10 protein-coding genes are annotated in these 13,061 nt (G+C 71.1%); 5 read left to right on the top strand and 5 right to left on the bottom strand.

From position 1 onward, the window contains the following. Positions 1-249: 249 nt before the first annotated feature. The 4 genes from AB0H78_RS06465 to AB0H78_RS06480 are packed head-to-tail and all read left to right on the top strand — an operon-like array spanning position 250 to position 4,922. Positions 250-1,431, top strand: a complete 1,182-nt coding sequence (locus AB0H78_RS06465; protein WP_363233116.1) for a cytochrome P450 — start codon at positions 250-252, stop codon at positions 1,429-1,431. Beyond that, entirely contained in the window at positions 1,431-2,297 is an 867-nt protein-coding gene (locus AB0H78_RS06470) for an alpha/beta hydrolase (RefSeq protein WP_363233117.1), read from the top strand. Before AB0H78_RS06465 ends, AB0H78_RS06470 begins: the two co-directional genes overlap by 1 nt. Positions 2,298-2,313: 16 nt before the next feature. Further along, positions 2,314-3,678, top strand: coding sequence for a hypothetical protein (locus AB0H78_RS06475; RefSeq protein WP_363233118.1), 1,365 nt, complete (start codon positions 2,314-2,316; stop codon positions 3,676-3,678). Further along, entirely contained in the window at positions 3,675-4,922 is a 1,248-nt protein-coding gene (locus AB0H78_RS06480) for an MFS transporter (protein WP_363233119.1), read from the top strand. The genes AB0H78_RS06475 and AB0H78_RS06480 overlap by 4 nt, the downstream gene beginning before the upstream one ends. A gap of 3 nt (positions 4,923-4,925) precedes the next feature. On the opposite strand, the gene AB0H78_RS06485 is transcribed toward AB0H78_RS06480, so the two are convergent. Then, positions 4,926-5,525, bottom strand: a complete 600-nt coding sequence (locus tag AB0H78_RS06485) for a TetR/AcrR family transcriptional regulator (protein WP_363233120.1) — start codon at positions 5,523-5,525, stop codon at positions 4,926-4,928. A 90-nt stretch (positions 5,526-5,615) separates the two neighbouring features. On the opposite strand from AB0H78_RS06485, the gene AB0H78_RS06490 reads away from it, so the two are divergent. Then, the gene (locus tag AB0H78_RS06490; protein ID WP_363233121.1) at positions 5,616-6,569 is read left to right on the top strand and encodes an alpha/beta hydrolase; all 954 of its coding nucleotides are present in this window, start codon (positions 5,616-5,618) and stop codon (positions 6,567-6,569) included. 16 nt (positions 6,570-6,585) lie between these two features. Here AB0H78_RS06490 and AB0H78_RS06495 read toward each other — a convergent pair whose 3' ends face one another. The 4 genes from AB0H78_RS06495 to AB0H78_RS06510 form a co-directional block, all read right to left on the bottom strand. Beyond that, positions 6,586-9,408 (bottom strand): NHLP bacteriocin export ABC transporter permease/ATPase subunit, encoded by a 2,823-nt coding sequence (locus AB0H78_RS06495; protein WP_363233122.1) that lies wholly within the window; start codon positions 9,406-9,408, stop codon positions 6,586-6,588. Position 9,409: 1 nt separating this feature from the next. Next, positions 9,410-11,536, bottom strand: a complete 2,127-nt coding sequence (locus AB0H78_RS06500) for an NHLP family bacteriocin export ABC transporter peptidase/permease/ATPase subunit (RefSeq protein ID WP_363233435.1) — start codon at positions 11,534-11,536, stop codon at positions 9,410-9,412. A gap of 101 nt (positions 11,537-11,637) precedes the next feature. Next, positions 11,638-12,441, bottom strand: a complete 804-nt coding sequence (locus AB0H78_RS06505; RefSeq protein ID WP_363233123.1) for a DUF2118 domain-containing protein — start codon at positions 12,439-12,441, stop codon at positions 11,638-11,640. Positions 12,442-12,625: 184 nt separating this feature from the next. Next, positions 12,626-12,853 (bottom strand): type A2 lantipeptide, encoded by a 228-nt coding sequence (locus AB0H78_RS06510; protein WP_363233124.1) that lies wholly within the window; start codon positions 12,851-12,853, stop codon positions 12,626-12,628. Positions 12,854-13,061: the final 208 nt, after the last annotated feature.

The raw sequence follows: 13,061 nt of genomic DNA on the forward strand, positions 1-13,061 counted from the left end.
AAGCGTCTCATCAACAAGGTATTCGCCGCGAAGTCCCTGTCGGGCTATTACGCCTGGCACTGACGATTCACGCAGCTGCATTCCGGAGCATTCTCCGGCGGTGACCCGGGAACGTACAACCTGTTCCCGGGTCGCCGTACACCGGAAAGGCTGTGGAAACTCTTTGTAAAATGCTTGCGGCCTATATGGAGGTGCGCCATCGGTACCGGGCACCGCAGCCCCGTCCGGCTGGGCATGTCGCGTGTGGACATGCACGAGGCCTACGAGCAGGACCGGCTGGGCTTTCTCCTCGCGACCGTCCGTGAGCACGGACCCGTCGTCGAGTTGTCCCCGGGCACGGTCCTGGTGGCCGATCCCGAGGCCGTACATGAGGTGCTCAAGCGCACCAACACCGACTTCCTGATGACGCAGAACCGGCAGAAGCGGAGCACTGCGGGCCATCGGGGCGAGGCCGAGCTCGACAGCTGGATGACGACGCGGCGCGCGACCCTGTCGGCTCTGGCGGGCGAAGCGGTCGACGCCCACCTCGACTGGTACGCGACGCAGGTCGGTGCGCTGGTCGACGCCTGGAAGCGGCGCGGCACCGTCGACGATGCCCTGCCCGAACTGACCGACCTCAGTACGCTCGCCTTCGCCCAGCTGTGCCTGGGCCGCGACGACCCCGAACTGCGGTCCCTGGTCACCGCCTTGCAGCTCGCGCTGCTGCCGATCGTCGGCAGCAACCTCCGGCTGCCTGCGCCGCTGGCGGCACTCTCACCCACGCGCCGCCGTGCCGTGCGCGCCCAACGCGACCTGACGGAGCTGCTGCACCGACGGGTCGCCGAGCCGTCCGCGGGCGGACTGGCCCATACGCTGCGTTCCGCGGGGGTACCCGCAGACCCGCTCGTACGGATGCTGACCTCGATGGCGTTGGCGTCCCGCCTGGTCTCGGCCGCCGCGATCAGCTGGATCATCGCCGGCCTGGGCGATCCCGGCGGACAGAACGGGGACGGCCCGCTGACCGCGACCGAGGTGGCGCACGCCGTCGACGAATCGCTGCGGCTGTGGCCCCCGACCTGGATGCTGTTCCGCGAGACCGACCGCGAACAGCTCTGCGCGAGCTGGCGGATACCCGCCGACGCCGCCGTGATGGTCTCGCCGTACGTCAGTCACCGCGACCCCGCCGTCTACGCCGACCCGCTGCGCTACGCACCGGACCGCTGGGAGGACCTCAGCCCGGGGCCCGGCGCCTATCTCCCCTTCGGCGGCGGCAGCCGCTGGTGCCTGGGCGGCCGGCTCGGCAAGGCACAACTGCTCACCGCCGCCTCGGTGATCAACCGCGAGGCGGTGATCACCACCACGACCGCGCCGTCCACGCCGAACGTCCGGTCCAGCATGATCCCCGACCACTTCTCCTTCCACGTGGTCGCCCGACCTTCCAGGAGTTCCTGATGCGTGTCCTGGTCCGTGGCGTTCGCCTCCACGTGTCCGCCATCGGCGAGGAATGGGAGGGTGGGACCCGACGCCCGGCCATCGTCGCCCTGCACGGCGGTCCTGGCATCGACGCCGGCATGCTGCGGCTCACCATGGGGCCTGCGCGGTCGTGGGCGCAGGTCGTCGTGCCGGACCAGCGGGGCCACGGACGCAGCGACCACGCGGACCCCAGCACCTGGAACCTCGACGAATGGGCCGACGACGTCGCCGAGTTGATCGATGTCCTCGGCCTCGACCGCCCGCTGGTGCTCGGCACGTCCTTCGGCGGCTTTGTCGTACAGCACTACCTCGCACGCTATCCGGAACAGGCAGGCGGCGCCGTCCTGGTGGGCAGCAGCCCGCGCCAGGCCGGTCACGACGAGATCGTCGAGCGGTACCGCGAACTCGGCGGCGACCGGGCCGCCGCGGTCATGCGGCGCTCCCTGACCGACCGGTCCGACGAGGCGGAGCGGGACTGGGCCGAGGTCTGCGCCCCGCTGTCCGCGCGCCGCCCGCCCGACACCCGGGTCGACGAGGTCCGTGCGCGGCGGATCGCCACACCCGAGGTCAACGCGCACTTCATCCCCACCCTCGACCGGCTCGACCTGCGCCCGGGGCTGGCCGCCGCCCGCTCACCGGTCCTCGTCATGGTCGGCGAACTCGACCCGCTCGTACCGCCCGCCGTCGCCGCCGAGGCGGTCGACGCGCTGCCGCCCGGCCTGGGCGAGTTGTGCGTCGTCGAAGGCGCCAGCCATCAGGTGCTGTGGGACCAGCCGGAGCGGGCGCACGCCGCCATCGAGCAATTCGCCGCCACGCGGCTGCGCGCGGCGGCCACCGCGCCCTGACGTACGGAGACCAGGAATGACTTCCCCCTTCCCCACCCGCCGCGCGACGATCGACGCCGCCCTCCACGACCTCCGCGAAGTGTCCTCCCCGTACGCCCAGGATCGTTTCGTCACCCGGCCCTCGGTGGAACCGCCCGCGCTGTTGCGGCGGCTGGAGTCGGCGTGCACCGACGTGTTCGCCGGGATCGACGCCGTCCTGCGCGACGTGTGCGGGGGCGACATCGCCCGGCTGGGCGCGCTGTGCAGGGCGACCCCGGAGGAGATCTCCCTGCTGGGCCACCAGCCGCACCAGGACTGGGCGACGATAGCCCGGCCCGACGTGATCATCTCCGGTGGGCGCACCCTGGTCGTCGAGGTCAACAGCGATTCCCCGGCAGGGCTCTTCGGCCTTCACGACATACTGGCCAGGGCGCAGGAACAGCTGCTGGAGACCGGCGGGGACCGGCCCGTCGCCCCGTCACCGGCCCTGCCCGCCCTGCTCAAGGGCGTGGCGGGCGAGATCCGCCGCGACGACGGCCTCTTCGCCATCTGTTACTGGGCGCATGAGCGCGACGAGGGTCCGCTGAGCTGGCAGTACGACCTGTTCGTCGCGGAGCTGGCCCGGCTCGGCGTCGAGGCCGTGTACTGCGCGGTCGAGGACCTGGAGTTCGGCGTGGACGCGGTCACGTACCAGGGCCGCCCGATCGGCCTGGTCTACCGGTGCTTCGAGTCACCGGCCCAGGACAACGCCCGCGAACAGGAGAAGCTGCGGGTGCTGTTCGAAGCGGCTCGCGACGGCATCGTCGGTCTGTTCACCGGCTACCGCGGCGAGACGCTCGCATCCAAGGCGGTGCTCTCGGTGCTGACCGACGAGAAGATCGTCGGCGGCATCGACACGGCCCTGGCCGCACGGGTACGACGCAGTGTGCCCTGGACCCGCATCGTCGAGCCCCGGGAGACCTACCGCGACGAGCGCCAGGTCGACCTGGTTCCGTACCTCGTGGCTCATCGCGAGGAGCTCCTGCTCAAGCCCGTACGCGGGCACGGCGGCCGCGGTGTCGTCATCGGCAGGGAGGTGGACGACGCCGCGTGGCGGGCCCTGGTGGAGCGCGCCGCGGCCGACGGGCCGTCCGGCTCCTGGTGGATCGCACAGGAACTCTTCGTGCCGGACGCCGTCACGGTCACCCACACCGACAGCGCGCTGCGGGAGATCACCACGGAGACGGTCAGCGTCGACGGCTGTTTCATCGTCGACGGCACAGCGGTCGGTGTCCTGCGGCGCTACGCCATCAACGACAACACCACCCTCAACATCAATCCGCGCAGCGGGTACGCCGCCTCGCCGGTCTGGTGGACGGCCGGGACGGACTCCGTCGGCAGCGTCGCGGAGCGGGGCCGGTGAGGAAGGCCCCTCTGGCCACCCTGCTGTGGACGTCCGCCGCGACATCCAGCATCGGGGACGGCATTCGCGTGTCGGCGTTCCCGCTGCTCGCCGTGGCGGTCACCCGCGACCCGGTGGCCGTCACGGGTGTCACCGCCGCCCAGAAGGTGCCGCAGCTGCTCTTCGGTATGCATGTCGGCGCGTTCGTCGACCGCGCCGACAGGATCTCGCTGGTCCGCAACGTCCAGCTCGTACGGCTGCTCCTGGTCGTCGGCCTGGTCGCGCTGGTCGCCACCGACTCCATCACCCTGTGGGCGCTGTACGTGCTGTCCGTCGTCCTGGGCATCGCCGAACTGCTCGCCGACACCGCGCTCCAGGCGCTCACCCCGGAGATCGTCGCCGACCAGGGCCTGGAACACGTCAACTCCCGGCTCAGCGGCGCCCAGTCCATCGGAGAGGACTTCGCGGGACCGGCCCTGGGCGGGGTGCTGTTCGGCGTGGGCCGCTGGCTGCCCTTCACCTTCGACGCGGCGACCTTCGCGGTCAGCGCCGCCCTCTTCGAACGCCTCCGCGCCCGCCTCCCCGAGCGCAGGCCCGCGCCTCGCACCGGGGGCTCGCTCACCCGCGAGGCCGTGGAGGGCTTCCACTTCCTGGTCCGCCAGCCCGTGCTGCGTTCCATGGCGTTGTGGGTGGCCGTGATCAACGGGTCGGTCGGCGCGGCGACCGCCACCTTCGTGCTCTACGCGACGGACACCCTGGACGTGTCGGCCACCGTCTACGGCGTCCTGCTCACCGGAACCGGTGTCGGCGCACTGCTGGGAGCGGTCGTCTCCTCCCGCGTGGTGCGGCTGGCCGGCCGGGCCGGCACGATGTTCGGCGCCAGTGTGCTGGCCGGTGCGGCCACGCTGGCGATCGGCGTGACGCACAGCTTCTGGCTGATCTACGCGCTCCAACTGCTGACCGGTCTGGCCGGCGTGTCCTTCTCGATCGTGGCCCGGAGCCTGCGCCAGAGCGTCACGCCGATCGAGCTGATGGGGCGCGTCACCGGGATGTACCGCCTGATCGGTTTCGGTACGGTCCCGGCGGGCGCGATCGCCGGGGGTTTCCTGGCCCGGCAGTTCACCCTCGGCACCCCGTTCGTCGTGGCCGGTGCCGCGATACTCGCCGGCACCCTCACCTTCGGCGCGAACACCGTACGAGAACACCGGCGCGCCGGGACCCGGCCGACGACCTCTCCCGACGACAGGGCGCGGACGCACCGGTGACGGTCAGCTTGAAGCCCGGGGCGCGCTCAATGCCTGGGCGAGCGCGCCCAGACTGATGTCGACGATCGCGTGGAGCTGCTTCCGGCTCGCCCCTGCCCTGCTCATCACGGCCAATGACTGATTGACCGCCGCGATGTACGCGGCGAAGTTCTCGGCGTCGCTCGCGGTCAGCTTCGCGGCGGTCAGAGCGGTCCGCAGCCGCGCACGCTGCAGGCCCAGCGCTTCGATCGCGCGCGCGGCGATGCCGGGGCTCAGCACCGGGATCGCCATCGTGGTCTGGGTGACCAGGCATCCGTCCGGCAGGTCGGGGTCGGCGATGCGCTTCAGCGTGACGTCGAAGAACGCCCGTACTGCCCGCAGCGGCTCTTCGGACGCAACCGAGAGGGCCTGGTCGTAGCTGTCTCCGTACCGCGCGGTGTAGCGGTCCAGGCAACGCGCATAGAGCGCGTCCTTGTCGCCGAGCGAGGCGTAGATGGAACTGCGGTTCAGTCCGGTCGCCCTGGAGAGGTCGTCGACCGACGTGGCGGCGTATCCGGCGCGCCAGAACTGGACCATCGCCGCGTCGAGCGCGGTGTCCACATCGAACTGCTTCTTCCCGGCCATAGCGCCTGCACCTCGTTCCTGACCCGAGCGGTCGCGGGTCAGCCCATCCTATCCTGAACTGAACAGTTCATGATGCGTTAGCCTCGGGCCATGACCGATGATGCAACCGCCACGAAGCGTTCTCCCGGCCGGAACCCGCTCTCCGGGCTGCCGCTGCACGATCTTGCGGGCTTCACCCACCGCTGGGCCGACGCCGGAGGCATCCGCCTTCACGCCATGGAAGGCGGTCGGCCGACCGGCCCCGCCGTCGTCCTGCTCGCCGGATTCCCGCAGACCTGGTGGGCTTGGCGCAAAGCGATGCCGGGCCTTGCCGAGCGATTCCGCGTGATCGCGGTCGACCTGCCCGGACAGGGACACTCCGACCGCCCGCACGGCAGCTACGACACGCACACGGTCGCCTCGTACATCCAGGCCGCGCTCACTGCGCTCGACGTGCCGAGGTACTGGCTCGCCGCCCACGACATCGGGGCCTGGGTCGCCTTCTCGCTGGCCCTGAAGTACGAAGAGCGCCTGCACGGTGTCGCCCTGCTCGACGCCGGCATCCCCGGCATCAGCCTCCCGGCCGCCGTCCCCACGGATCCCGACCGGGCGTGGAAGACCTGGCACTTCGCGTTCCACCTGGTGCCGGATCTTCCCGAGACGCTGCTCGCCGGTCGCGAGCGTGACTACGTCGACTGGTTCCTGAAGGCCAAAGCACTCTCCCCCGACACGTTCGACCGTGCCGAGACCGACCACTACGCCGCCTCCATCGCGGCAGAGGGCGGACTCCGGGCGTCCCTCGCGTACTACCGCGACGCCGCGGAATCGGCCCGCGGGAATCACGAAGCCCTCGGGCAGCGGCACTTGACCCTCCCGGTCCTGGGGATCTCAAGCTCCCACGGCTCGATCCCGGACATGGCGGCTTCCCTCAGCCCCTGGGCGGACCACACGACCGGGGTCGTCATCCCCGATGCCGGACACTTCATTCCCGACGAGCAGCCCGCCGCGGTGGTGGACGCGCTGACCGCGTTCATCACCCGCGAGCGCTCCGAGGAGCGCGGGTGAGAGGCGGCCGACCGCCTCACGCCATCTGACGCCGCACCAGTGCGTGCAACCGCCCACCCGTGTCCGCGAGGAGATCGGCCGGGGCGCCCTGCTGGACGATGCGGCCCTCCGACATGACGATCACCCGGTCAGCGTCCAGAACCGTCGACAACCGGTGGGCGATCACGACGCGGGTCGCGCGGAGCGCACGCGTACTGTCGATGACGGTGCGCTGCGTCTCGTTGTCGAGCGCGCTCGTCGCCTCGTCGAAGAAGAGGAGCCGCGGGCGGCGGATGAGGGCCTGCGCGATCATGAGGCGCTGACGCTGCCCGCCGGAGATCGCGTCGCCGCCCGCGATCATCGTGTGCAGGCCCATCGGCATCCGCTTGATGTCCTCGGCCAGCCCCGCCATCGCCGCCGCCTCCCACGCCTCCTCCTGGGTGAACGCCTCGGCGCCGCAGATGCAGTCGAGGATCGAGCCGGTCAGCGGCGACGCGTTCTGGAGGACGACACCGCACTGGCGCCGTACGGCGGCCTGGTCGAGCGCCGCCAGGTCCTGGCCGTCGTACAGGACGCTGCCGGCGACGGGTGCGTCGAAACCGATGAGCAGGCGCAGCAGCGTCGACTTGCCGCAGCCGCTCTCGCCGACGACCGCCACGAACTCGCCCGCACCGATCGACAGGGTCACCCCGTCGAGGACCAGCGGGCCGTCGTCGGTGTAGCGGAAGGAGAGGCCGCGGGCGTCGAGGGCGCCGGTCAGCTCGCCCGGTTGGGTCGCCGCCCCGCGGACCTCGGGCTCCGCGTCGAGCACCGGCTTGATCTGTTCGTACATGGGGAGCACGGCGGCCGCCGAGATCAGCGCACCGGTGAGCTGGGTGACGGACGTCAGGAGCATCGTCACCGAGGTGTTGAACGTCAGGAACGCCGCCGCCGACATGCTGCCGCGCGCGGGACCCGCGAGCAGCATGAACATCACGAGCGAACAGAGCGGCAGATAGACCGAGTTGAGGACCGTCGTCGCGTTCTTGATGCGGCCCGCGCGGCGCTGCAGCTCGCGGCTCTGCGCGAACTCCTTCGCCCATGCCGCGTAGGCGAAGCTCTCCGCCCCGGCCACCCGCAGCTTCGGCAGGCCGCGCAGTGTCTGGTACGCCTGGTTGTTGAGCTTGTTGCCGAGCTCGACGAGGCGTCGCTGCCAGCGCAGTTCCCGCAGACCGAGCGCGAGGAAGACCCCGGCCACGACCACCAGCATGCCGATGGCGGTCACCGCCAGCGGCACGCTGAAGAGCAGGAGGATCACCAGGTTCATCGCGCCGATCGTCGTCGACTGCATGACCACGGGGCCGACCCCGGAGAGCAGTCGCCGGATCGAGCTGATGCCCATCGCCGCGCTGGCCAGCTCACCGGTGGAGCGTGCCGCGAAGAAGCGGGTGGGGAGTCTCAGCAGCCGGTCCCAGACCGCCGGCTGGAGCACGCTCTCGATACGGCCCTCGACCCGCAGGACGGTCAGGTTCTGCACCAGCATGAAGAACGCCGATACTACGCCGGCGACGACGATCGCGAGCGACACCTGGGTGATGAGGCCGGTCTCGGCGTTCGGCACGAACGTGCCGAGCACCTGACCCGTGGCGAACGGCACGAGCGCGCCGAGTGCGACGGTCACCAGGCCCGCGAGCAGCAGACGGCGCAGGTCACCGCGCATGGCGGGCATGCTGAACCGCATCAGCTTCCAGGGGCTCAACGGCCCGTCGGGCAGCGGTCGGTAGAGCATCACCGCCCGCTCCTCGAAGTCCTGGGCACGGTCCGCGTCGATCCGGGTACGGCGCTCGCCTCCCGCCTGCACCGCCTCGTAGCCACCGCGCCGCCACAGCAGCGCCACCGGCACCCCGGACGCGCCGCGGTAGCCGACCAGCGGACCCGCGTCCTGCCGCCACCAGTCGCCGGCCAGGCGCACCGGACGGGTACGCACGCGGGAGGCGACCGCGATCTGCTCGACCGGGTCGATGCGGTCACTGACGGCGCCCGCGTGTCCGGGTGCGACGAGCCGGATACCGGCGGCGTCCGCGACCACCTTGCAGGCCGCGTACGTCGCGTCGACGCCGGCCTCCGCGCCGCGGGCGCGCCGCCGCTGGGAGCCGATGGAGGCCAGCAGCGCCCGGTCGGCCTGCGCACGGACCGCCTCGCCCGCGCGGATGCCCGCCGCGGCGCGGTCTTCGTGGGCGCTTTCCAGGCGTTCGATCCAGCGGTCGAGCGTGGCGAGCAAGCGGTACTGCTGGTTCACCATGCGCTGCCACAGCGAGGCGTCGATCAGCAGGTCGGCTGCCGCATCGGCGGAGTACGCGGCGCCGTACTGGACGCTGCCCGGGACGAGTTGGGGCCAGAGCACGTCGTCGTCACCCTCGACAGGAGAGCCGTGCTCCTGGGCGTCGACGGTGCGCCCGTCGAGCGGCGCCTCGAACAGGATGCGCTGACCGCGCCCCACACCGAGCGCGAACGCCTCCTCCACGAGACTCCACGCATACGATCCCCCGGCGTGGGCGGGCAGCGCGTACGGCAGCTCGCGCAGCGGGATACGGCGCACCTGGCACCCCGCCAACGGCCGTCCCACCAGGGTGTGTTGCGTACTCTCGACCGGCCCGAGGAGCAGCGTGCCCGGTTCCAGGCGTCCCAGGAAGTGCCAGTGCCCCTGTGCGTACGCATCCACCGCGAACAGGTCGAGGGCGCCACCCACGACGAGCCACAGCACATGCGGCCCCTCCAGGGGCAGCGTGCGCAGGCCCGCGCAGTCGACCGGCGCTCCGAGCCCTCCGAAGGCCGCCACCACCTGGTCGGACGAGGTGAATTCCGGTTCCGTATACGTCACTTCAGTGCTCTCTCACCAGCTCGGCGTACGGACCACCGGCCGCCACCAGCTGCTCGTGTCGGCCCCGCTCGACGACCTGGCCCTGGTCGAGGACCACGATCTCGTCGCTGTCCCGCACAGTGCTCAGACGGTGCGCGATGACGACACAGGCACAGCCGCGCCGCCGGATGTTGTCCATGACGGTCTGCTCGGTCTCCGCGTCGAGGGCGCTCGTCACCTCGTCGAGCACGAGGATGCTGGGGCGGCGCACCAACGCCCTTGCGATCTCCAGGCGTTGGCGCTGCCCGCCGGAGAAGTTGCGGCCGTCCTGCTCGACCCGGCCGTGGATACCGCCGGGGCGCCGCGCCACCGTCTCGTACAGGCAGGCGTCGCGCAGCGCGTCCGAGACGGCCTCGTCGGAGATCGACGGGTCCCACAGGGCGATGTTGTCGCGGACGGTGCCCTCGAAGAGGAAGACGTCCTGGTCGACGAAGGACACGGATGCCGCGAGCGCTCCGCGCGGGATGTCGTCGAGGCGCCGGTCATCGATCCTGATGACGCCCTCCCACGGCGCGTACAGTCCCGAAATCAGCCTGGACACGGTCGACTTGCCGCTCCCCGAGCCGCCGACGAGCGCCACCTGCCGGCCGGGGCCGACCGTCAGCGAGAATCCGGACAGGAGCGGCTTGTCGAGCAGGCTGTAGCCGAACGTGATGTCGTCCAGCTCGACGTGGCCCCGCAGGCGGCGGGTGTCCCGCACCTGCTCCGGGCGCGCGTAGAGGTTGTCGACGGGGAAGTCCTCGACGTCCTTGAGCCGGGCCACGTCGGCGGCGAAGTCCTGGACGCGGCCCGCGACGCCGTTCAGCCGTGTGATGGGCGCGGTGAAGCGGGTGACCAGCGCCTGGAAGGCGACCAGCAGACCCACCGACAGATGTCCCTCGACGGCCCGCAGGCCACCGATCCACAGGATCAGCGCACTGTTGAGGGTGGCGAGGGTCGGCGCGACGACGCCCAGCCAGGCGCTCGGTACGCCGAGGCGTTGCTGCTCGTCGAGGGTCGTGGCGTGCTGCCCGGCCCACCGCCGGAAATAGCCGTTCTCACCGCCGGTGGCCTTCATCGTCTCGATCAACTGCAGGCCGGTGTAGGAGGTGTTGGTGAGCCGGGCCGTGTCCGCGCGCAGCTTCTGGGTGCCGGTCGCCCGCAGTCGTACGACGATCCGCATCGCCACCACGTTCAGGAGCGCGATGCCGACACCGAGCATCGTCAGCTGCGGGTCGTACGTCCACAGCAGCGCCGCGTACAGCAGCACCACGATGCCGTCCACCCCGGCAGCGGTGAGGTCGCGGGCGAGGGTCTCGGCGACCGCGTCGTTCGACTGCAGTCGCTGCACCAGGTCTGCGGGGCTGCGCTGCGCGAAGAAGGTGACGGGCAGGCGCAGCAGGTGTCTGAAGAAGCGGGCGCTGCCGAGTGTCGAGGAGATGATGCGCCCGCGCAGCAGATTGGCCTGCTGCAGCCACGTCAGGACACCGGTCAGCGCGACCATCGCGCCCATCGACGCGAACAGGGCGCCCAGCAGCGAGGTCTGCTCACCGATCAGGAACAGGTCGATGTAGGTGCGGCTGAGCGCGGGCAGCGTGGCACCGACGGCGACGAGCAGCAGACTCGCGAGAAGCGCGGCCAGCATGGTGCCGGTGGTGCCGCGCAGGCGTCCCGGGAGTGCCGCGAGGACTCCCGGCCGGCGCCCTCCCCTCCGGAAGGAGTCGCCCGGCTCCAGAACGAGCACGACGCCCGTGAAGCTGGTGTCGAACTCCTCCATCGGTATGAAGCGGCGGCCCTTGCCGGGGTCGTTGACGCGTACGCCGCGACGGCCGAAGCGGCGTCCCATGCCGTCGTAGACGATGTAGTGGTTGAACTCCCAGAACAGGATCGCGGGACCCTGCACCTCGGCCAGGGCGTCCGTCTCCATCTGCATGCCCTTGGCCGTGAGGCCGTAACTGCGGGCGGCCTTGAGGATGTTGCTGGCGCGCGAGCCGTCCCGCGAGACGCCGCACGCGATGCGCAGCTCCTCCAGCGGCACGTGCCGGTCGTGGTGCGCGAGGACCATCGCCAGGGCCGCGGCACCGCACTCGACGGCTTCCATCTGGAGCACCGTGGGCGTGCGCACCGTCTTGAGCCGCTTGGGCGGCGGGGAGACCGGACGGCCCCGGCGGCGGTCGTGACGACGGCCCGCCGGGGGCAGTGAGGTGGTGGTCACGGCAGCAGCCAATCGATGGGTCGTTGCTCGGCGAGATGCACGGCGCCAGGGGTGAGGGTCATGGAGGGAAGTGCGTACGGCGGCCCGTCCCCGGTCGACCAGGCGTAACCCGACTTCGTGGAAGCCGAGGCGGTGAGCTTCACCAGCACGGGCACGCGGGCCCCGCCCTGCGTGAACTGCGCGGCCAGTTCCCCGTCGCCGAGGAAGTCCGCGACCTGGCGGCGCGTCTGCGCGCCGCGCCCGACCGCCTTCACCGTTCCCCGGAGCACGCCGTACTGCTGCGCCTGCGGGACGGTGAGGTCCACGGCGGCGCCGACGGGGACGTTCCCCGCACTGTTCGCCGGCACGTAGAGCATCGCGAGCAGCGGGTCGTGGGCCGAGCCGGTCTTCTCCACGGTGGCGACGTCGGAGCCGGTGGTCACGACCGAACCGATGCGGGCGACGAGCGCCGTGATGCGCCCCGCGTCGATGGCGCGCACGACGACCCGATCGCCCTGCTGCGTACGGATGTCGAGGAGCGGCGCACCCGTGGCGACGCGCTGGCCCTCCTGCACATGAAGGCCGGTGACCTGGCCCGTCACCGGGGTCTGCAGGACATAACTGCCCTGTGCGTACGTGAGGATGCCGCTCGCCTTCAGCGTCGAGGGCACCGATCCCGTCACGGCCCACACACCGGCGGCCGCCATCACGACCAGGGTGACGGCGAGCGCGAGCAGCCCCTGCGGCCGTGCGAGGCGCACCGGCAGATCGAGCTCCTCCGGGGACTGCAGTTTGGACAGGGCCTTCTGACGGAACTGCACGGGGTGGTTCTTCCCTTACGTTGCGGGACGCGCGCCCGGCCGAGGACAGGGCGGCCGCCGGGACAGCACCGAGGCCCCGGGACCTGGCTGGTCCCGGGGCCTCGGTGCTGCCCGGCCGATCGCCGGGCGGACTCCAGGGTCGCTGCCGGCCACACCGGCGGCGACAGGAGCCGATGGTTCCGACTTAGAGGCCGGAGACCAGACCGGTCGCCAGGCCCGAAACGGCACCGGTGTTGACACCGGTCAGGCCGCTGACCGTGCCGACGAGACCGCCGACGACGCCCGAGACCGGAGCGATGCTGTCGACCGTGCCGGAGACCTGGCCGACGACGCCGCCGAGAAGGCCGCCGGATACGTTGTCCAGCTCGGCGTCCGAGATCTCGAGGGTCTCGACCTTGGGGGAGTTGCTCATAATTGAGCCGCCCTTCTCTATGTCTGGTGTATTTCGAAATGACGCGGAAGGCCTGCGAGTCGGCCGAACCGGGCGCATCGGCTTTCCGCGATGCGCAGGATCAAAGCACGCCCACGTCGCGCACAGCCAATCGCGCGTTCGACCGTCGAGCGGGATGTGCGAGATCAATTGCCGTGCGGTGCAGCCCTGTTCACCGCCCGGTGGCAGC

Source organism: Streptomyces sp. NPDC050738 (assembly GCF_040654175.1).
Taxonomy (GTDB): domain Bacteria; phylum Actinomycetota; class Actinomycetes; order Streptomycetales; family Streptomycetaceae; genus Streptomyces.

Bases quoted from the DNA above. Each gene is read 5' to 3' on its own strand.
- AB0H78_RS06465 (WP_363233116.1), top strand. From the start codon at position 250: ATGCACGAGGCCTACGAGCAGGACCGGCTGGGCTTTCTCCTCGCGACC.
- AB0H78_RS06470 (WP_363233117.1), top strand. From the start codon at position 1,431: ATGCGTGTCCTGGTCCGTGGCGTTCGCCTCCACGTGTCCGCCATCGGC.
- AB0H78_RS06475 (WP_363233118.1), top strand. From the start codon at position 2,314: ATGACTTCCCCCTTCCCCACCCGCCGCGCGACGATCGACGCCGCCCTC.
- AB0H78_RS06485 (WP_363233120.1), bottom strand. From the start codon at position 5,525: ATGGCCGGGAAGAAGCAGTTCGATGTGGACACCGCGCTCGACGCGGCG.
- AB0H78_RS06490 (WP_363233121.1), top strand. From the start codon at position 5,616: ATGACCGATGATGCAACCGCCACGAAGCGTTCTCCCGGCCGGAACCCG.
- AB0H78_RS06510 (WP_363233124.1), bottom strand. From the start codon at position 12,853: ATGAGCAACTCCCCCAAGGTCGAGACCCTCGAGATCTCGGACGCCGAG.